This is a genomic window from Gracilibacillus saliphilus, from assembly GCF_010994085.1.
Lineage (GTDB): Bacteria > Bacillota > Bacilli > Bacillales > Amphibacillaceae > Gracilibacillus > Gracilibacillus lacisalsi.
The window spans coordinates 121,754-144,747 of record NZ_WJEB01000004.1; the positions used below are offsets into that span (position 1 = coordinate 121,754).

General features: G+C 37.5%; 14 protein-coding genes. 1 reads left to right on the forward strand and 13 read right to left on the reverse strand.

Translation table 11 applies throughout. The features are described from left to right. Positions 1-21: 21 nt before the first annotated feature. The 13 genes from GHT08_RS06930 to GHT08_RS06990 all read right to left on the reverse strand — a co-directional run bounded on the left by GHT08_RS06930 (position 22) and on the right by GHT08_RS06990 (position 22,212). Positions 22-1,698 carry a glycoside hydrolase family 2 protein gene (locus tag GHT08_RS06930; protein ID WP_163580710.1) on the reverse strand — a complete coding sequence of 559 codons (1,677 nt, stop codon included), beginning with the start codon at positions 1,696-1,698 and terminating at the stop codon, positions 22-24. Then, entirely contained in the window at positions 1,695-2,318 is a 624-nt protein-coding gene (locus GHT08_RS06935; RefSeq protein ID WP_163580711.1) for a YesL family protein, read from the reverse strand. The genes GHT08_RS06930 and GHT08_RS06935 overlap by 4 nt, the downstream gene beginning before the upstream one ends. A gap of 16 nt (positions 2,319-2,334) precedes the next feature. Further along, on the reverse strand, positions 2,335-3,225 hold the full coding sequence (locus tag GHT08_RS06940) for a carbohydrate ABC transporter permease (RefSeq protein WP_163580712.1): 891 nt from the start codon (positions 3,223-3,225) through the stop codon (positions 2,335-2,337). 18 nt (positions 3,226-3,243) lie between these two features. Further along, a complete protein-coding gene (locus GHT08_RS06945) occupies positions 3,244-4,134 on the reverse strand; it encodes an ABC transporter permease (RefSeq protein WP_163580713.1) in 891 nt (296 codons plus the stop codon). A gap of 114 nt (positions 4,135-4,248) precedes the next feature. Beyond that, positions 4,249-5,943, reverse strand: a complete 1,695-nt coding sequence (locus GHT08_RS06950) for an extracellular solute-binding protein (RefSeq protein ID WP_163580714.1) — start codon at positions 5,941-5,943, stop codon at positions 4,249-4,251. Between the two features lie 153 nt (positions 5,944-6,096). Continuing rightward, positions 6,097-7,497 (reverse strand): response regulator transcription factor, encoded by a 1,401-nt coding sequence (locus GHT08_RS06955; protein ID WP_163580715.1) that lies wholly within the window; start codon positions 7,495-7,497, stop codon positions 6,097-6,099. Beyond that, complete coding sequence (locus GHT08_RS06960; RefSeq protein ID WP_163580716.1) at positions 7,494-9,230, reverse strand: sensor histidine kinase; 1,737 nt, start codon at positions 9,228-9,230, stop codon at positions 7,494-7,496. The genes GHT08_RS06955 and GHT08_RS06960 overlap by 4 nt, the downstream gene beginning before the upstream one ends. A 234-nt stretch (positions 9,231-9,464) precedes the next feature. Next, positions 9,465-11,456 carry an O-antigen ligase family protein gene (locus GHT08_RS06965; RefSeq protein ID WP_163580717.1) on the reverse strand — a complete coding sequence of 664 codons (1,992 nt, stop codon included), beginning with the start codon at positions 11,454-11,456 and terminating at the stop codon, positions 9,465-9,467. A 46-nt stretch (positions 11,457-11,502) separates the two neighbouring features. After that, positions 11,503-12,360 (reverse strand): D-amino-acid transaminase, encoded by an 858-nt coding sequence (gene dat / locus GHT08_RS06970; protein WP_163580718.1) that lies wholly within the window; start codon positions 12,358-12,360, stop codon positions 11,503-11,505. Between the two features lie 479 nt (positions 12,361-12,839). Then, positions 12,840-18,707: a pullulanase gene (locus GHT08_RS06975; protein WP_238343516.1), complete on the reverse strand. Its 5,868-nt coding sequence runs from the start codon at positions 18,705-18,707 to the stop codon at positions 12,840-12,842. A 431-nt stretch (positions 18,708-19,138) separates the two neighbouring features. Further along, complete coding sequence (locus tag GHT08_RS06980) at positions 19,139-20,113, reverse strand: NAD(P)H-quinone oxidoreductase (protein ID WP_163580719.1); 975 nt, start codon at positions 20,111-20,113, stop codon at positions 19,139-19,141. 302 nt (positions 20,114-20,415) lie between these two features. Then, positions 20,416-20,799, reverse strand: coding sequence for an SMU1112c/YaeR family gloxylase I-like metalloprotein (gene gloA2 / locus GHT08_RS06985; RefSeq protein WP_163580720.1), 384 nt, complete (start codon positions 20,797-20,799; stop codon positions 20,416-20,418). A gap of 129 nt (positions 20,800-20,928) precedes the next feature. Continuing rightward, positions 20,929-22,212 carry a purine/pyrimidine permease gene (locus tag GHT08_RS06990; RefSeq protein WP_163580721.1) on the reverse strand — a complete coding sequence of 428 codons (1,284 nt, stop codon included), beginning with the start codon at positions 22,210-22,212 and terminating at the stop codon, positions 20,929-20,931. A 240-nt stretch (positions 22,213-22,452) separates the two neighbouring features. Here GHT08_RS06990 and GHT08_RS06995 point away from each other — a divergent pair, with 240 nt between their 5' ends. Next, positions 22,453-22,971, forward strand: a complete 519-nt coding sequence (locus GHT08_RS06995) for an HXXEE domain-containing protein (protein WP_163580722.1) — start codon at positions 22,453-22,455, stop codon at positions 22,969-22,971. Positions 22,972-22,994 lie beyond the last annotated feature (23 nt).

The following is a 22,994-nucleotide window of genomic DNA, read 5'->3' on the forward strand; positions in this document are numbered from 1 at the left end:
TGCCTCCTTTCCGACATATTCTTAGCCCCATTTGTTTTTAACAATATGGTAGGCTTGTTTGGGTTGACGGTAGCCATTAACAATACCTTTGTTGTTTTGCGTACCGGCTCTTGTCATAAACCACTCTTCCTCTGTCACTCGACAGTCAGCAAATTGCCAGATGAACATACCAGATAGATAATCTTTTTTCATATAAGCAGCTAAATTAGCCTCGATAATCATTGCCTGCCGTTCTTCTGTTCCTTTGACTGCAGTTGAACAGCGATAACCATATAACCCATCAGCACCAAACTCACTCATTATCATCGGTTTTCCTGCCCCACCTGACTCATCTGCCCACTTTCTGGCCTGGTCAGCTAGATCACTTGGATCTTCATCTGTGTACCATTGTGGATAGAGGTTGAACGATACGATATCTACCAAGTCAAAACATAGTTCTGCCGCTCGATGATGGGAAGCAAAAGTCAGAGGACGACTTTGGTCGAGTGCCCGAATTTGTTCGAGCTGTTCCTGATATATTTCACGTCCTTGTTCGGTATTACTGGCACACTCGTTTAAAATCCCCCAAATAATAATAGAGGGATGATTATAATGATTTTCTACCATTTCCCGATTTACTTGTTCACATTGCTTTCGGAAAAGCGGGTGCTGCATTCGTTCTAAGCTTAGTCCACGGGCATGGTTTTCCTCCCAAACAAGAAATCCCAGTTCATCACATAAATCAAGAAAAAGCTCATCATTCGGGTAATGGCTCGTACGAACGGCATTAGCCCCCATATCCTTCATTAGTTCCAGATCCTTTACCATCAGACTAAGTGGAAAAGAAGCACCGACAATTGCATGATCCTCATGACGGTTAAATCCTTTTAACACGATATCTTCACCGTTCACTTGGATCTTTCCATTTGCTGTTGTGACTTCGCGAAATCCGATTCGTTCGATATAATCGTCTACAGCCACTTCATCCGCTTTTCTTACGATTTGAAGTTCTAACTGATACAAATGAGGACTATTTGGTGACCATGCAGACACATCCAACCCTGTTATTGAATGACTAATTCTCTTGTTTTTGTCTGTTTTCTTAAGATCAATCGTAAATGTTTGGTTAGCAATGATTCCTTTTAGATAATAACTGTCCGGACTATCGTCTAATAATTCCATATCAACTTCTAATTCTAAATTCCAACTTTCTCCTACTTTGACTGGGACGCTTTTCACTTGATTTACCATGATACTATCCATTAATTCGACCGCAACCGGCCTTATGATACCCCCATACGTATAATAGTCATTAGGAATATGCAGAGAAGATTGATCCGTGAAACGATTGTCAACGAGGATCACCAGCTCATGCTCACCCTGTTTTACATGTTTAATGACATGAGAAAAAGGTGTATAAGCATTATAATGAGAAGTAACATAACTTCTGTCAAAATAAATTTCGGCCGTGTGACTAATTCCTTTACAAACTAAATGTACATGCGTGTCATTTTGGATGAAGATCTTTTTTCGATAGGCTGCTTTTCCACGATAATTGGCAAAGGATGGATGTGACTCCCAGCAACTTGGTATAGGAAGTTGATAATCATACTTCTCCACATCCTTTATCGTACAATTCTCATCAATCGGCTGAAAATCCCACAGTCCATCTAATTCTTGATATTTTCTTACTTGATGATTGTTAAACAAACGTATCATAATGCGACTTCCTTTCGCTTTCCTTGTATCGTTGTCACTCTTTCAAACGTTCTCAAACTAAAATACATAACAATCAATACGAGACCACTGAGACCACATAAAGGAATAAATCCCGGTATCGTCTTCATCATCATACAAAAGATTGAAACCGTTATCAACAATAACAATGTATTCACCGGATGAACAAATATCAACAAGAAGGCATGTTTTAGAACAGAAAGAAAAGAAGTCCGAAAATGGATATAAACAGGAATGACAAATAAGCATAGGCAAAGGAACAAGATAAAAACCGTTAAGATTGGATAATAGCTTATTTGTATGAGTGAATGGTTGATCACTTCAGCAATCGTTAAATTAATATACAACAATAAACCAACTATTGTTAACAACCATCCGATCCCGTTACTTCTGAGCAATTCCTTTTTAAAAATGCGATAAAAGTTCTTTGTTATTTTTATATCACTATCACCTGTTAACCATTTGCGAACAATATAAAAAGTAGCAGTCACGGCAGGGAACACCCCAAAAACAACTAAGCCTAGCAAACTAAAGAAAAAAGCAAGTAAATTTAAATAAACAAGTTTTATAATAAAATCTGCAAGATAGTACACGCGCTCCATTCCGTCACTCTCCCTTTTATTCTTTAACTGAACCTAACGTGATACCATGAATAAAGTATCTTTGTAAAAATGGGTACACTACTAATACAGGGATCATCGCAATAAAGATTTTGGCAGCATCTAACGTGCGGTTTGATAACTCACTCAACCGTTTATACTGGTCCTCTGTCATCGTTGATGGATCAACCGACACGACCAGCTGTTGAATATACGTCTGTAATGGATAGAATTCCTCTCTCGTCATAAAAATCAAACCATACAGAAATTCATTCCAGTGATAAACAATACTAAAGAGGGATACGGTAGCAAGAACCGGAATAGATAATGGAATAAATACTTTCGTTAAAATATACCAAGGTCCGGCACCATCTACTAATGCTGCCTCCTCCAAAGAAGAAGGAAGATTTCGAAAGAAGTTAATAGTAAGAATAATATTAAACACAATCGTTTGTGCACCGCCAACTAACACTAATGCCCAAATACTGTTCATTAAACCATAGGCTTTAACTGTTAGATAAAGAGGGATTAAACCACCATTAAATAACATCGTAAAAATGAGCGTCCACATTAATACATTACGACCTTTAAAATCTTTTACTGTCTTAGATAACGGATACGCCATCAAAGGTACAATAATAAAATTCAACCCTGCCCCTAACACTACCCGTTGGACCGATATCCAGAAGGACTTAAAAAATTGACTATCCTGCAATAATTGTTGGTAGGAATTAAAATTAAATTCCACTGGCCATAAAGCAACAGCACCAGCTGCCGCAGCTGTCTTGGAGCTTAAAGATAAAGATAACGTATACCATAAAGGTAAAATACAAGTAATCGCAATCGCTACTAAGATGATAATCAGAACAACATCCGCTATTTTAGAAGATAATGACTTACTTTTTAACATATGCTTTTCCCCCTTCCATTAGAAAATCCGATAATTCGTAAATCGATAAGCAAGATAGTATGACAAACTGATTAAAATAAACCCTGCAACTGATTTTAATAAGCCGACAGCCGTTGCCAATTCATACTGCAGATTTAATAATCCTGCCCGGTAAACCCATGTATCGATAATATCACCTGTTGAATAAACGAGCGGATTATATAAGTTAAATATTTGATCAAATCCTGCATTTAGTACATTTCCTAAACTTAATACGGCTAACAAAACCGCTGTAGTGCGAATCCCAGGTAATGTAACATGCCAAAGCATACGCAGTCTTGATGCACCATCGATACCTGCTGCTTCATATAGCGCTGGATTGATGCCGGTTAATGCTGCTAAATAAATAATCGTGTTAAAGCCGAATTCCTTCCAGACATCACTGCCTACTACTAGAAAAGGAAAAAGGTCTTCTCTACCAAAAAATAAAATAGGATCTATTCCAAATGCAGCTAACATTTGATTAATCGGACCACCATAAGCAAAAATATCGAGCAATACTCCACCCAAAATAACCCATGATAAAAAATGGGGTAAATACACAATCGTTTGGATCGACCTTTTTAGCCCCATATATCTCACTTCATTGAGCATTAAGGCAAAAACTAAAGGAACGATAAGATTTCCAATAATTTTCATGATTGCAATAAAGATTGTATTAAAAAATACGTTTACAGTATCACTCAATTCGAACATATACCGGAATGTTTCTAACCCCACAAACTCTGAACCGAAAACGCCTGCTCCAGGATTGTAGTTTTGAAAGGCAATCATAATACCGAACATCGGTACAATACTGAATAAGGTTAACCAGATAAAACCAGGTATCAGCATGAAATAATAATGTTTAGCAAAACCCTTTGACTTCATGAACAATCTCTCCCTTCTTTAGCCAACCAAAAAATCAGACCGTGGGTTGGCGGACATTTAGTGCGTTATTTGCTTAGAAAGGCGCCGAATCACTTCGCCGCCTTTTCTGTTTCATTATTGGTTTACAACTTCTACAACCTCTTCTGTAATCTGCTCTCCTCCTTGTTTTTTCCAATTTTCCACAAATTGATCAAAGGATTCGAGCGGTTCTGTCCCCATAATGATTTTCAAAAATGTTTCATCTTCTAATTTTTTTAGGTTTACCCATCTGTCCTCCATCGTTTCTGTTTGAGAATATATTAAGCTCATGACACCATTGATTTCCGTATCAACTAATGGAGCAGTTCCAACTAACGCTGAGTATGCTCTCGTCCATTGACCTAGATTTGTTTCAGGATCCCAATATTCAATATCCATATTGTCATATGGTTCTAGCTTCACTTCATGAATCGTGTCTACATCAGATTTCAACAATTTATAGGCGGGCATATCATAAAAATCTTCTGGTTCTTTCGTTCCTGCAAGCACTTCTCTTAGTGCTACCGTTGTTACTTCCATTTCGTCTGCAGGTGCATAGACAAGACGTAATGGATAGTAGCCCGGTCCACCAATACTAGGGTCGAATTCAGATTCATTTGCTAATAGATTATTTAAAATCTTCATCGCAGCTTCCGGATGTTCATAGTCTTTTCGGACAACTACAAATTGAGTGGTTGTCGTACTCAAATGAGGTGTATATTCACCATTAGCATCAAGTGGAAGTGCATATGATTGCCAGTTTGCTTCCGGATTATTTGTTACAGCGTCTGTAATAGGTCCATACGGCATCCAAAACGGCCCGAAGAACATGCCAGTATTTCCGCTTATCACAGATTCACCAGAGTCCTCGCGAACACCCATTTCCGGATCAATAAGCCCTTCGCTGTACATATCCCTTAATACAGATAAAGCCTCTTTCGTTTCTGGTAAAATTGATCCGTAGACTGGCTGTCCATCTTCTCCTTCTAACCAATACCCTGGATAAGCATGTAATGCTGAAAAAATCCCATCAAAACCATATAAATTATTGGTTGACTCTAAAAAGTTAGCATAGAGTTTATTACTGGTGTCTGGTCCGGCTAAACCAATCGTATCATCCTGCCCATTGCCATCAGGATCTTGCTCTACAAAAGCTTTTGCTACTTCTTTAAATTCTTCGATTGTTTTAGGTGGCTCTAAGCCAAGATTATCAAGCCAGTCTTTTCTAATCCATAAATTATGGACACCATCGGCACTAGCTTGTGAATTAGGAATTGCCATCATTTTTCCATCAAATGTAACATTCTCAAGTGCAACTCCATCTGAACTATCAATAATTTCCTTTATGGCCGGAGATGCATAATTCTCATAGACTTCTGTCAGGTCTGCAATTTGATCAGCTTCTACCAACTGCCTTAATTCAACTGGACCTACAACCATCGCATCTGGCAAATCATTACTGGCAATTGCAAGACTTACTTTTTGATCGTAGTTGGAAGGAGAAGCAGTAAATGCATGCTCCACTTTGATGTTTAGATTTTCTTTAACATGTCTCGTGTACTGATTATCGAGTGGTGTATCACCCTCTTGTAAACTAGTATCACTTGGATCCACTTCTTGACCAATAGCAATTGTAAGTGTTTCTTCGTAAGCACCAAACGGATCAGCTGGCTCTGAAGAAGTTTCCGTCTCCGTTTCTTCGCCATCACTAGGATCGGAGCTTGCATCATCATCAGAACATGCGACTAACACCAACGCAAATAATAATAAAAATAAGTACTTTCTTAGCATCCTTTTCCCCTCTTTTCCTTGAATTTTATATTCAATTTAATCATACCAATAATGTAAGCGTATTCAATAAGAGGGTTGTTTCGAAAAAAAGGTGGTATTTGTACTTTCCAAACCTACTCTATTCTCCTTTATAAAGGGGAAACAACATTTCTCTTACAACCTAGAAACATTTGACCCCTTTTTATTTAATTTTCGATACTCACTCGGTAAGAGTTCTGTCTCTTGTCTAAATATTTTACTGAAATATTTCATATCAGCATAGCCAACCTTTTCGGAAATAACTGCTATCTTTTCTCTTGTATACAGTAAGTAATCTTTTGCTTTACTAATTCTGGCCATTCGCACATATTCATTAAAGGTTTCACCGGTTATTTCTTTAAAACAGGTTGAAAAATAACTCCTACTCATATTTACTTGTTGTGCAACATATTGGGCTGTCAAAGGTGAAGAGAGCTCACGTTCTATAATAGCGATCGCATTTAAAATACATTGATTGGTCTCTGGAGAATACACTGGGCTAAATAAAGTGGTATACATAACCCGCTGAAATTGTTTAAACCATTGTTCCACATCAGACCAATACTTTACTTCCATAGGGGCATGGATCTGTTCAGGGAGAATATCTCGATAAATTCGCTTATATTCATTAACGAGCCACGATAATAATCCTTCTATTTGATTAATCGAAAAACCAGTTGTATATAAAGCACTTAATAATTCAGTGACTTGCTGTTTATTTGCTAGCCAATCTGATAAAATGATTCTTTCTTTCCAACTTTCCAGTTCTTGCTTGCTTACTTGTAATGGTTGATAGAGATTGTGAAATGCCTTTATTGCTATTGGTTGATCCTGGCTCACTTCATAAAATAATAACTGTTGGTGATCATTTGCTTTCCATTCCTTCATATCGTTAAAATCTACTTCTGTTTCTGGATAAACTAGAAGTAATGGACGGATATCATACTCCGTATCCAATGTTTGCTGTATAATATTCTCTGGTGTTAGTAAATCGCTCTTTACCAGCAGACAATAATCATTCCATTTACATATATCCTCGCTAGGAAAAAACTTGTTTAATGCTCGTTCTACAGCAGATATTTTTTTCGAAATCAGAGCATATCCACTAGTGATTGTTGTTTTTTCGTGATTTGACATAGAAGTTTGTTTTATTAGTTCTTTTTCAATTCTGTGCTGAATGCGAATGAGAATATCATCCATGTCATTCCCGTCTAATTCAATTTTGGCTATATAATCGATTGCTCCTAATCTCATCGTTTCTTGTATATACTCAAAATCCTGATGCAAGGAAAGTACGACAATAAAGATTTCTGGATATTTTTCTTTAACAATCCGAATAAGTTCTATTCCTGACATTATCGGCATTGCTAAATCGGTAATCATCAAGTCCACCTGATGAGCTTCGATAAACTGCAAAGCTTTTTCTCCATTTTTAGCATCTCCAACTATCTCCATGTCAAATTGTTCCCAATTAAAGGAAGAGATGAAACTCTTTCTGACTAATTTGTCATCTTCCACAATTAATACTTTAATCATTTCAAATCACCCTTTATATATGGTATTCTCAAACGGACGACCGTTCCTTTACCGACCATGCTATCCATTTCAATCTCTGCATAATTTCCATACGTTCTTTCCATCATTCTCTTAACATAATTTAAGCCAATACCCATCCCGTTCCTCGTCTGTTTAAAAGATTGATCGTTTAAAATTTCGTTCATTTTCTCTCTCGACATTCCTCTGCCATCGTCGCGGACTTCGATAACAATAATTTCCTCCTCAAGATGTATGTTAATTGCAATGGTTCCTTCATCGACAAGTCCATGATACAGTGAATTCTCTACTAATGGCTGAAGAATAAACCTTGGAACAGGAGCTTGTAAGACTTCTTCAGAGACATTGATACTGGTTACATATTCAAAATCATACCGGATTTGCTGCAACATTAAATATTGCGTCATCGAATCTAATTCTTCTTCCAATGTCGACAATACCCCTAATTTTCCCATATTGTAATAAAGTAATTTATTCAATGAGGTTAATAAACCGGTAAGCTCCTGCTTGTCTCCGGAGATAGCTAACCATTTAGCTGTATCTAACGTATTCATTAAAAAATGAGGATTGATTTGATGCTTTAATTTCTCCACCTCTAAATCAGCACGTTTTCTTTCTTTTTGTTCTATCTCCTGAATCAAACTGACAATTTGTACCCTCATATTACGAAAACGCTTTATCAAATCAACAAACTCGGGAATTTTGGTATGAACAATTTCCGAATGAAAATTGTTGTTGCCCATTAATTTTATTTCATGACGGAATTCGTTTAAAGGCTTGTAAAGTGTTTTCCATAATAACAGGGAAACGACAAGACTGATAAATACAAAAAGAATCGCAATATAAATCATTAAAATAACCCATTGATTCATTTCCTCGTTATACTCCGAGATAGGTATTAACGCGATAATACTCCATCCTTTTTCCGTTGTCTCCTCAAACCAGTAAAATCCATTATGCTTGCCATAACCCTTTTCATTACCACTGAAAGAACTATTGAATGGGAAAGTGTCATTTTCACTATATATGATATGCCTCGTATCATCTAAAAGTATATAATTAGCGTGATTCAATACATTCTCTACTTCTAAAAGGTCATTTGTTAAATCAAGATTCGATTCCAAATAAATATAAATGTCATCAGCATAATTAACATCCAATTTCCTGGCAACAGAGAGTACATACTTATCTTTGTACTGTTCCATGCTTATGTGAGGTCCATAAGTGTGCATATTATATCCTTCATCCAATAATGGTTCATGGTCTAAGGAGAATTCATCTTTTACTCCATGGTTATAAAAAAGATACTCATCATTTTCTTTTAAATAGAGTAAGGATAAACCGATGCTGGGGTTACTAAACTGAATTACATTCAACTCATTTTTAATATCCTCATAAACTTTGACTCTATCGTAAGACGGAGACGAGTGTAAATAATCATCTAACTTAAAGGTGAGATTCTCCGAAAAGGCAATTTGTTGTGCAACATAGTTTAAATCTTCTATTGTATTCTCCATCGATAAGCGGATTTGTTGTAAATTACTATTGAAGGTAGCATGTAATTTATTCGTTAGAATGTTCGACATCGATTGATAGGAAAACATGATCGTAAACATGAGCAGCAAAAAAGTACTTAAAGCAAACACTAAAGAAATTCTGCTTTTCAAACTTAACTTTTCAAAAAAAGAAATCACTCTACTAAACAATTTTTTCAAATCATACCACCTTCCTTTTAATGATAACGATTACATGAAAAGTATCATTACAATAGCATCTTTTAAATGTTTATTCAAGGTAGTATGGTTTCGAAAAGAATCAAAAATATAAGAGCCTAATTCCCCACTATCACTTAGCAGGAATTAGGCTTCTACAATTACTCTATAACGAAAGGACGTACTAGGTATAACTACTCGATATTTTTAGTTAATCCTACCACAACTGATAACTCGCTATTCATGAGAAAGAAAGGTTTTCGCCTTCGCTATATCTTTTTCTATTACATCCGTCATTTCAAATCCGCGTCTATTGTGGTCTTGTCCAATGGGGTTCTTTTCAAATTGCTCATATTGATTTAACATCCTGTCATAGGTTTCGATCGCAATCTTTGCATACCTATTACTTTCATGTTCCCCAGCCAAGTCAACGGAAAGAGAAATAATCCCTTGATAAATTCTTGAATCAAATGGGTCCAATTCTAATGCATTCCGATATTGATATAATGCATCCCTTTTTTCATTTATTTTTTCTAGTAATACGCCGGATTGATAGACGACTTGCGAATTCATCGGTTCCAATGCCACCATTTGATATATCGCATTTTTTGTCTTCCTTTTGTCCTTTTGATTGGTTAATGTATCACTTAGCTTATACCAGTATTCTGTATCAAACCGATTATAACTTGTTGCCTCCTCCAGATACTGTTCACGTTCTATTAGATTATCAGTATTCATGGCTTTTTGATAAGAAAAATCTGCTTGCATAAAACGATAAGCAAAGGTTAAGGCAAATAACAGAATGACTGCATATATCCCTAATGAAAAGAGCGGCCATTTTTTCAGTCGCTTTGGTTCAGCAAATGTTTTTAAACCCATGGCGATTAACCAGAAAATCATAAAAACAACAAATCCATATGCAAAATTAAAATCGATAAAGCTGTGAGCCAAAATCGTAGCTAAACTTAATAAAATCGCAATATAAAACGATCTATCATCAGCAAAGCGCATCGTTTGCCATATGCGCAGGATAAGATAAACTAAAATACTAATCGTGATTAAAAATCCGGGATAACCTATATCTATGATCATTTCGATATATTCATTATGTATTTTCTTAGCTTGATAAGGTAATTGTTGATAATTACGATAGATAGATTCCCAGGCTTTCCCTCCTTGCCCTATCAAAGGGGCATCCAAACTCGCTTCCATTGCATCTTCTACAATAAGCACTCTTTCTCTTGCCGTCGAACTATCACTAATACTTGCCATTCTTTCTTGCAGATTGGCAGGTAGTTGCTTATATATCAATCCTTGATTAGCTAGATCGAAACCAAACAGAACACCGAAAAATATGACGATTACAGGTAAAATACCTCGATGAAACTTTTTCAGTCTAACGTTTAAATCTAGTTGATAAATCCACCAAATGACCAAAAAGGATAGCAAAGACAGGATAACAATGCAGATACCCGTTAGAAACATATTTCCTTGTTGTGAAAGGGTAAATACCAACATTCCACTCAACATGGTTATCATAGTATATAGAATATAACGTAATTGATGAGGAAACGAGAAACAACAAATTCCGATCAACCAAACAACCGGAAAAATAAGATACATACCTCTTGAATAGGATTCTAAAAAAGCTACGATAAAAGCAGTTAACGGAAAAGCGTAAAAGAATATCCTTCGCCAATTTTGCTTTTTATTGAGCAACATAACTAACCCAAACATATAGAAAGCAACCATCACCATGCCAAATGTATTCGGATATTGAAAGACACCAGCAAATCGATCTTTGATAAATGCCCCTGGAACATTTAATAATCCGAATTGATTAAGTAACATATGGAAAGCAATCAGAACACCAGTAGCATAATAAATATAAGGAGCAAGCTGTCTTATTTTAGGATGTTTGTTGATACTCCAATACAATAAATAGAAAAAACTAATATAAGTAGTCCAACGAAAGACCATGTTAAACGCACCTTCGGGATGCTTAGCTTGAATTAATGAGATGAGATAGCATATTGGAATAATTAAGATAAACATAAGATCATTCCAAGTAGTGAAATCCTGATCATATAACACCCTTAGCAACAACAAAAAGGAAAGCACGTAAATGAAAATATGTACCATATACAAATCCGAATCAAAATACAATCCCTGTTGTAAAGGAGAAAACATAAATAGTAACGAAAGCAAAACAAAGAAGAACCAACGCATCATAAACCTCCATCAATTGAATCAACGGGACAGTGAAAATGTCCCGTTATTCTAGAAAATCATATACTCGTTTTCGATAATATTGTTGTAGTCTTTTCGTTATTTCCCCTATCTGATTATGATCAATAGGTTGATGATCGATTTGTGTGATTGGTACTATTTCTAAAGGAGTTGCCGTAAGAAAACATTCATCAGCCTCTTGCAATTCCTCTACTGTTATTTCTCTTTCTTCAACAGGGATAGCTAATTCTTCAGCAAACTTCAGAACTTTTTTCCTAGTGATACCACCAAGTATATAGTTATTGGTTGGATGTGTATGTATCACTCCATCTTTAATCATATAAAAATTAGAAGCACCACATTCCCGAACAATGCCATCGCGATGAAAAAGCGGTTCATGATAGCCATTGCGCTGTGCTTTTGTTCGTGCAAGCACATTACCTAGTAAATTCAATGACTTAATATCACAACGGAGCCAGCGTATATCCTCTTGCAATGTAACCTTTACCCCTTTTTCCCACATTTCTACTGGCTGTTCAAAACGGTCAACCGTCGCATAGAAAATCGCATCTAATTCTTCCATATAGACATGATCTCGGGGCTGCATGCCTCTTGTTACTTGCAAATAGAGTTTGCCATCAGCCGTAAATTCATTTGTTTCGGTAAGTTGCTTTAATAATTGCTTTATTTCAGATCGGGAAAATGGTGCCCGAATTGCCAACTGTTCCATCGAATAAAACAAACGATCTAAGTGCCAATCCAAAGCATGAAGTTTTCCATCATATATTCGAATAACTTCATAAACACCGTCCCCAAATTGATAGCCACGGTCTTCAAAAGAAACCATTGCATTTTCTGCTTTACGCTCCACAATTTCATGGTTCCACAACATATAATCAGTCATTTTCATTACCTCCTTTGTTGTATTATTTTAACATATGAATACGTTGAAAAAGCGGAAGGAAAACAAGAATTTGAAGTTCTTCTATATGAGGGGAGCATCATTGTTGAGACTTCTCCTGATATTTAAAAACCCGCCCAGACCTTATCACTAAATGCTAAGTTGATCTGCGACTCGTATAGAAGCCATTATGACTTATATAGAACGTATAACCATCGCTCCGGTTGCCCACTATCCTTTCCATGGGGTTTATCCTGTCCTTCAGCTAACTTTTTCAAGCAACAACCGCTCAAAAAAGTGGATCTTCAGTTCAAACGTTTCCCACAGGATGAAGTGGCGGCCTCCGCTGAATTGTTTTCTACGACATTTATCAGAGCTAGTTAAATGCTTTCCTTTTCAAAAAGATGCGAGCTGCCATTCTGGCATTTCTCGCATCCTTTTTTGCTACACTTTTTTAATCTTTTAGCATGTAAATTAACGATCTAGTCTTTTTTCCGTTTATAAATTAGGATCCCTATCGCACACATAAGTAGAATTAGTCCGAAAAGAAGATAGTTATATGTGCTAGTTGCTGTGTCTGGTAATCCCGAGCGATCTACATCACCAGAATCCTCAGCTGATTCCTCACCTCTTTCAGGTTCTGAAGAATTCGACTCACCATTAGATCCATTTCCATCAGCATGATTCCCTTGATCTGTTTCGGTTGGCGGTTCTTCTTGATTGGTAATTCGTATTACTGTTGAAGTTAATGGAGCGAGTTTAATACTATCTTCACTAACAGATACTCCTTCTGGATCAGTAATAGTCGTTGTTCCTGCCTGAGCACGATCGACAATCACTTCACCTGCTGTAAGATCTTCTGCCAATGTAAGGTGTCGATCCTCACTATCTGCATTAACAAAAACATAATACGTTTCTTCCCCACTTGAATCATCGACACGGTATCCAATTACCAAGTCTTCCTCCGCTATTTCCGGAGCTTTGACCAGTGACACATTATCACGAACCTCTTCCATTGTCGCATGACGAAATGCATCTGTTGAACGACGCAATTCGATTAAACCTTTCGTATAAGCTACTGTTGTCGTCTCAATTGGATATGCTTTTTGATTTGTCGCCTTTTCCCATTCGAAATTATTGATCGCATCTGTCGAATCATAGGAATCATGAATAAAATACGGATATTCAAAAGGCTCACCATTTTCACTTGTTAAGAATGTTGATTTGTATGGCGGCTCTTCTACTTCTTTTTGGTAATCTTCATGTCGGAACTGTTTGGTGCGTCCATACTCCTGTCCAGCATGAATGAAAGGTGTCCCCTGTGAAGTTAAAACCATCAGATTCCCCAACCGAATACGACTATGGATCTCTTCGGCATGATCTTTCGGGTCTTTTTTTATCGATTGGGCAATGACATCATGTAAGGTTAAATTATCATGTGCTGCAATATAAGGCACAACATCCCCTGGATCATCAGCGATGAAATTAGCTGGATTTGCTGTTAGATTGTTAAAAATTGTTTGTATCTGTCGTGCTCCGCCAGTGAGAAAACGTGGTTGTCCTTCACTGCCAAAGCCAGATTTCAATTCATTACGGAATTCATCTGAGAAGGATGCCACACTATTGGTATCTTGCATCCAATCTTGATCAGCAGGTTGAACATCCGGGTAGTTTTCGTCTCCAGCAAACGTTCTCCAACCTTCCCCAATCATCAAAATATTCGGGTTAAGTGCTTGAGCTTCATCATATGCGATTTGAATACTCTCTGCATCATGATCCCCCATCATGTCGAAACGGAAGCCATCTACTTTAAATTCTTCCACCCAATAGCTGATCGAATCAACTAAAATTCGTCTAGCCATTTTATGGGTGGTACCTAAGCGGCCGCCACCAAAGCTTTCCCGCGGTGTTCCATCTGCATTCATAAAATGATAATAATTTGGTTCTAAATCTTCGAATATATGAACTTGTGCTGTATGGTTGTAAACGACATCTAGTATAACTCCCATTCCACGGCTATGAATCTCGTCAATGAGCAGCTTGAATTCTTCTATTCTCTTTTCCGGGTCTGCCGGGTCTTCAGAATACATACCAGACAAAGAGAAATAGCTGTGCGGGTCATATCCCCAGTTATAGTTATTATTTTCTGAAGAATAGTCTAGTAGTCGTTGATCTTTATCTAATTCATTAGCAAAGTAATAATTCATGACAGGCAGGAGTTGAATATGAGTGACACCGAGTTCTTCGATATAATCCAGCTTTTCGACAAAGGAAGCAAATGTTCCGAACTTAGACTCTAGTTCTTCATCGATACTTGGATCGGAAGTAAAGTCACGGACATGGATTTCATAAATGATTGCATCTTCCCTTTTCTCATATCCTTCAATATCCGCATAGTCCAATTCTGGTCCGATAGCGCTTGGATCTACAATGGCAGCTTTACCAACACCACTATCCGAATCGCTGCTATTCCATGCTGCCATGGACTTTGCATATGGATCCAATGTTAAAACAGTTTCATCATCTCGTTCGATAGCAAAATGGTAATAGTAACCGATTAAGTTACCTAAATGTGTATTGTCTTGGTTTAACTCTACTTCCCATATTCCTTTTTCACCACGTGTCATCTCGATATCATCTTTTACAATTTGCTTCGGATCGTCTTTATCGTAAAGGACAACAGAGACTTGATCTGCACTCGGTGACCAAACTCTCAAACTCACATTGGTTTGATCATGAACTTCTAAGCCTAACTCACCATCATAACCATACATTTCATCTTTTAAGCGCCAGCCGATCGATGCAATGACACTATCGTTCTGATGTGTGATCGTAAAAGGTGCCTTTCCCAGATCAAAATCCCCGTTGACGGTCACAAGGTTGTCCTCTTCAGCAATATTGATCGACTCTACCGGTACCTCGGAATTCTCTATGTCTTTCACTTCTAAATTCTCAGCTAGAACTTCTTCTGATAACCCAGCTAAAGATGTAAATCTGAGTTCTATTTTTTGGTCTGACAATACCTCTGCATGTACCAATCCTTCTTCTTTAACAAAGTAAGGATTCGTATAGACGGTATTATCGCCTTTTCGGACAAAGATCTGACTATGATCAGCCAAATCTTCAAACGTAAAATCTTCAGACTGCCAATCGGTTTCTTTATTTAAGAAAAGGAAGCTGATTTGACTCGGCTTCTCTATTAAGGGAAGATCTACATAAGATCCTTTCATTCCTATTTGTTGATCGGATAAAGAATGGGCAACATCTGGCCAATTATCTGTAGGCTGGGTAACATCTCCCCACGTCCAAAGGCCAAGATCCTGATAAGAACCTTCCTCCTGATAGAAATTCACACGAATCTCCCCTTGATTATCAAGAGGTTCATAATAAAAAACTTGATAATCCTCTGTAATCCAAACCTGGTTCATATCCGGTGAAAGAATGTCAACCATGATATCACCAGATAGATTGTCACCATTTGTATGATTAATAAGCATTCCTACTTGTTCTGCGTTCTCTGCTAATTCCACATCCACAAATCGACCATATTTTGTTTGCTTTTCCTCTTCAAATGGAAAAGCTCCATTAGGCCATGCTCCTCTATCTTCTGATGTGGTTGCTACATCTTCCCAAACCCATAATCCTAATTCGGCAAAACTTTCGTTATTTCCCGGGAAATGGACACGTAAATGCCCCTCTGGTATTTCCTCCGTTTCTGGCTGTCCGCTTGGTTCTTCCGCTGCTTCACCAGAAAGAATATTGCCATTGTTGACAGTTAGCAAAATCGTGCCGCCATCATCGATAGGAGGGATATCTACTGTAATCACAAATTCGCCTGCATTGTTTTCTGTCGTTTGATATGTTTTATCTTGATAATGATCTGTTATGGTTGTTGATGCTTGATCTACTTTTAGGGTTACGCTTTGTGATTTATCCGCAACATTTAAACCGACATAGATATTGTCACCTTGGTAAGCACGTTCAAAAACGAGGAATTGTTCCTGATCAGAACCCGTTACTTTCTGTCGTGTTCCTTTTGCAAAAATATCAGAATAATCCTCCCGGAAGGATAAAAGCGATTGATAGTGAGCTAATATTTGATTGCCTTCGACACTTTCCCAATTTAAATTATACCTATTGTCATATTCCGGCCAGTTATTCGCACCTGATTGACCTAATTCTTCACCATAATAGATAACTGGCTGTCCTTTTGCTGTCATCTGTAAAGATGCTGCAACCTTGAATTTCCCTTCGTCACCTCCAAGGTTGTATAAGAAGCCGTCTTCATCATGACTACCCAGAAATTGACCAAGCATCGCAGTGTTATCAATCGTTTGATTTCTTGCGATAAGTGTTTCGTTGGCACTTTCCAGATTACCATTAACAAAATCGGTAGCTGTTCCTTTGAATTCAAAGTCTAATAGGGAATCCATCATTCCGGAACGAAGATAACCTTGATCATCGTGTTGACCCGCTCCCCACGCTTCGCCTATCAGTTGAAAATCCGGCTTTTCCTTGGTTAATTCATTACGGAAATGCTGCCATGTTGTACCATCGACATGCTTCACCGTATCAACACGATAATAGGCTAATGAATTCCCGTTTGCTGTTGTAGATTTTGAAATCCAATTCTTTTGCCATTCGACAAGCTGTTCACGAACTTGCACTTCTTCTGTTTTGAAATCCGGTAATCCAGATAACTCCATTTTTTCATCACCGGAACCGGAACGATCACGTAACATTCCATCAAAACGAGCTCGGTCATCATCAGTTGGATAGCCAGGAGGCGCATTTGTTAACGATTCTTTTAAGCCATAACCAGGATGGTTTAATACAACATCTGCCATAATCTTCATATCTCGATCAGCAGCTGCGTCTATAAGTGCATGAAATTCTTCTATTGTTCCAAGATGTGGATTTAATTCCTCAAAGTTTTTCGCCCAGTAACCGTGGTATCCGAAATAGGATCCTTCAGACGTATTATAATTCACATCATATCCAATATTTTCTACAATCGGTGTAATCCAAATGGTATTAACACCTAAATCCTCTAAGTAATCTAACTTATCCATAACTCCTTTAAAGTCGCCACCCTGATAGGTCCCACGATCATTATCATAACTGTCATAGTTTAAACCATAAGGGTCATTATTGGCTTGATTACCGTCATAAAAACGATCTGTTAACATAAAATAGATGACTGATTCATCCCAATCGAGATTACTTGTTGAAACATCTCGTTCATTAACTGTAGCAGTTACTTCTGTTTGATAAACACCACCATCTTCGTCCACTACTGTTACTGGGATTATTTTTTCACCAGGTTCGACATCGTGCCGGACAGATAAAGTGACCTCGTTTAACGCTGGTGAAATCGTAAGACGTTCCTCACCACCTAAAGCTGTTGTATCTGCATATATAGAGTCGATTTCTTTCTCTGAATGATTGGTTATGTCTAGCGAAAGCACCGCATGTTCATTATACGTAAAATCACGATTTACCGAGCCTTCTACGCTGATATCATGTTCCCCCTCACTTTCTTCCGGTTCCTCTTCCACCTCTTCTGTCGAGGCATAATAAGGATTAGTAAAATATCCTTCGACACCTTCTTTTAAGAAAATTTGACGATGATTGTCCAGATCATCAAAGCTCATATCGGTAGTCTGCTCACCCGAATCATTCCTTTTCACAAGCAGAAAGCCAATAGAACCAGGGTCTTCTATCAGTGGAATATCAACATATGCTCCATATGGTCCGATTTGTTGATCTAAAAAAGGCTGAGCATCCGTTGGCCATGTTTCCGACGCATCGATTACGCCCCCCCAAGTCCATACTCCCCATGGTTCATGGGAGTCTGCATCTGTAGCAAAATGAACCCTTAATACATTTTCTTCTAAATCTTCCGGCTCATAAAAGTACACTTGACCATCAGTTGTAAGCCATACCTCGTTCATTTGCTCGGATAAAATATCAATCGAGATATCATCTGTCAGGTTTTCACCTGCTCGGTTATTCACGACAAGTCCAATGTTGGCTGCATCTTGTTTGATTTCAACATCTACATACGCACCATATTCATCTGTTCCACCATCTGCAAACCAAGTCCCATTCGGCCATTCATTTGCCTTGTCTGATGGAGTTGTTACATCTCCCCATAACCAAACACCAATGTTGTTAAGTTCATAATCAGCATAATCATAATGAATACGCAAGTGACCATCCTCAATGGAGTCTGAATCATTTCCCTCTGCTTGAAGTGACTGACTCGGAGCAAATCCAGTAAATAAACTAAAAAACATAACTACCACCATCAAAAGCACTAACGGTTTTCTTGTTCTTTTATTAGCCAACCAATCATTCCTCCTCTTTTTCGTGCATTATCCGCGCAAAACTAATGCCACTTTGCGAAAACGTTTGCGTAATTGTTCCAAAAAATATTGCACTTATTTTTAATAAAGATAGTGCAATCGTTTTCTTTATTAGAATACAACACTAAAAATGAAAACGCAACCATTGATACTGAGATATAAATATAAAATCAAAAAACAGTTACATGAAACTGTCAGGGAAATGCATATATAAAATAATGCTAGGTTTCCCTGATAAACATTTATCGAAGCCAATGATTACAATTTTGATCTTTCTGACCTAATACAAAAAAGTTCCGATAATCGGAACTTTTTTATCTGTCATTCACTTCACTAATCTATTTTTCACATTTTTCCATGATATGCAAGCACAAATAATAAAAAATACTTGTGGCTCAAATTCGTCCTATAACTCAGACTTTCAAAGTGATTTTACCAATATTTTTGTTCGCCTCCATATATTGATGAGCCTCAGCAGCTTCAGTAATTGGAAAAGTAATGTCGACTACTGGTCGGACTTTTCCCTGTTCAAAATAGGTGAATGCCTTGCTAATAAAATCTTTGCTTAGTTCTGCTTTATATTCGTCACTTCTTGGCGTCAGTAATGTCCCTGTTAATTGAATTCTTTTTGCCATTATATCCATCAGGCTCACCTGATTTACTGTACTACCGCCCAGTACACCAATCAATACCCATCTGCCATCGACAGCAATACTCTTGTAATTTTTCTCCCAATAGCTTGCTCCCACAAAATCAAGGATTACATCGACACCCTTTTGGTTAGTTGCTTGTAATACTTCCTCAGCAAAATCCTGTTCCTTATAATTAATCACTGTATCAGCACCTAATTTGTGGCAATAGTCCAATTTCTCTTTTGAACCTGCCGTTGTAATTATTTGTGCATTGGACATCACTTTAGCTAATTGAATGGCAGCTGTGCCTACTCCACTTGCTCCTGCATGAATCAAAACAGTTTCAGCTTCTTGTAAATTAGCGATCCAATATAAGGTTTGATAAGCTGTTAAAAATACTTCTGGAATTGCAGCTGCCTCTTCAAAACTTAAGGCATCAGGCATCTTCATAGCTCGGTCTGCTGGCATAGCTACTTTCTCAGCATATCCGCCACCATTCACTAATCCCATGACTCTGTCACCTTTTTTAAAATCTGGATGACCGTTAGATTCTGCAACTTCACCAGCTACCTCTACACCTATAATCGGATTATTAGCATAACCTAATCTGCCTTCACGATTTAAAATATCTGTTCGATTTACCGCTGTAGCGCGGACATCAATTAATAAGTCACCAGGTTCTAATGTCGGCTCAGGCATTTCTACATAAATTAATTGTTCTGCTCCACCTGGTTTTTCTGCTATAATTCCTTTCATATTAATCCTCCTTGTAAAGGTTACTTTAAAAACGTTGAGCAGCTTACTCTACGCTTTTCGATATGCTCTTCGTTCTGCATATTCTACACATTTATAACAAACCGGGATTTTTTCATCCTTGTCATTGTAGTAAAAACTTGGTTTAACAGGCTTCTTCCCACAAACACCACAATTTTTCCTGCGAAATATTCGTGAAAGAAACTTCATATGACCGCTCCTTATTATCCAGTTTGTATCTTTACGAGATACATTATATATTATACCTCATCCACCTCACATCACTAAAGCAATGCGTTTTCTCGCTAACATTCATAAATCTCAATAGGTAACTGATCCGGATCTTGAAAAAAAGTGAAGCGTTTATTTGTGATTGGATCTACTCTTATTTTTTCTACTGGTATCCCCTTTTCTTCGAGAACTGCTGCAGTCTCTTCTACATCCTCCACCGAAAAAGCGAGATGTCTTAATCCACATGCCTCTGGAAAGCTAGGGCGCTCCGGTGGATCCGGAAAAGAAAAGAGCTCCATCACATATCTATCATGTAAAGCCAAATCTAGTTTATAAGAATTACGTTCTTCCCTGTATACCTCTTTTATGATCGATAGTCCTAACTTATTAACATAGAAATCTTTCGAAACCTGGTAATCAGAGCAGATTACCGCAATATGATGAATGTCTCTAAACATAACAACACGCTCCCTGTTAAAGTAAGAATTCTCTCAGTGGATTTTATCAACGTTTGGTACCCCAACACTTTCACGAAACAATTAGCAATAAAAAACAAATACATAGAGGTAGTCCCGTCCTTTTCCCTTCTACTCGCGCCATAATTGCTCAAGAATGATAACAAGTGCTGTCCCTACTAGGAGACCATTACTCATAATGTTCTGTATAAGTAACGGAAATTCAGAAAACACCTCTGGTGGTAGAAACATGGTCCCCATTCCGATCAGATAAGCAACTCCTAAGATTGTCATTCTTCTGTTATCCAATGGCTGGATCGTGACATTGCGTATCGCCAAGCCAACAAGCTGGACAAAGGAGGCCATTAACGCTGCATTTGCAATAGGTGCCGGAATCGCCGAGATAAAAGCAACTATAGGAGGGAAAAAGGCAAACAACATTAACAAAAAAGATGCATAGATAAACGGTGCTTTTCGTTTTTGCCCTGTTAATCCAATAAATCCAGCAGAAGTGGACAACGGCACATTAGCAATCGAGGAGAAAACTCCTGATAAGCCGTGATTGATTCCAAAAACCGCAGTCCCATGATTAATTTCCTTACGGCGGTCCTTCCCTTCATTTCCTAATACTTGATCAACCGCAACTACCGATGCAATCATATTCGAAAGTAAGATCACTGCGATTAGCAATGAAATCGGAATCACGCTAATATTAAAGCTTGGCATACCAAAAGCGAACACGTCTGGCAATGCAAATAGCTGTACATCCCCAATAGCGGGTGCTTCTCCTTCGACGAGAATAAAAATGATCCATCCAATCAATATCCCAATGAACATTGAATAATTTTTCAACCATCCTTTAGCAAAAAAGGATAGACCTAAAACTACTAAGAAGATAAACGTAGCAATCAATGCTTCTTTAACTTGAATATTGCTCGATTCACCTTGCAAACCGAGCATTCCTTCCAAAAAGGTGCCACTTAACTGCACCGTTAACAGGAAGAAAAAAGTTCCTGTAACAAGTGGTGTAAAGATAGGTAAAATGAATTGAGAAATCTTAAAGATACCGAATATAAACAAAAATATGCCAGTCAATATCATCGTTGTTTGTAATAACTGAAGCGTTCCATCAAGTGATCTACCATTTTGCAAGCCGGTAACGGCCATTACCGAAAAAATACTAATCCAAATCCCGGCTGGTCCTTCCATGATCGGCATTTTATGTCCAATGATACTTTGCAGAAATGATGCAAGTCCTACTACAAAAAAAGTCCGTTGCATCAGTCCAGCTATTTCAGCAAAGCTCATTTCAAATATGCCACCTATTACAATTGGTAAAGCAACTGAACTCGCTAGAAGAAAGATAAACCACTGGATTGTTTCCATTGACGTTTTAACTATTTTTTGTGTATTCAAGATAAACGCTCCTACTCTATCTATTTCGCTTCACATATCATATCACGGGTGTGAATTTTTAACAAAATGCTGATACCACTCTTGAACGATCTAAACAACCAACTTTTTATAGGAAGGCTAGATAAGTAATATTATTCACTGGAATTTTGTGTAAATAGCTAGTATAATTAAAATATTAACTCATATAAGACTGACATGAGACATGTCATAAAGTATTAAAAATGATGTAGGGGGAAAAGGATGGATATCCAAACATGGATCGTGTCTTTTTTAATCATATTTATGCTTCATAATCTGGAAGAAATTATCATGATCGAAAGCTGGTTTAAAAAAACTTACCCTCGGGTTAAAAAGAAGATTCCAGCATTTGCTCAAGCGGAGCTCAACCGGTATAAAGACATTACATCCTCTCAGTTTTCTGTCGTTGTTTTTGTGTTTTCTGTTATTATCTCTATCTTTATATTAATCTCTGTCATAACAGAACATTATTTTATATTTTTAGGGGTAAACCTCTTTTTTGCTTTAAATATGTTTACTCACCCATTACAATCATTGTTTTTAAGGTGTTACACTCCAGGTGTCTGGACAACAATATTGCTGATTCTTCCCTATAATATTCTGCTTTTCTACCATTACTACATGGGCGGTATTTTAACGGTCAACACGATTGCTGGCTCATTAGTTGTGATGATTCTTTTAGTACCTGGATTTCTCATCAGCCATAAAATTACCGAGAAGTGGATTAAACCGGCACATTAAATATTCCTTACAAGAAAGGTTCT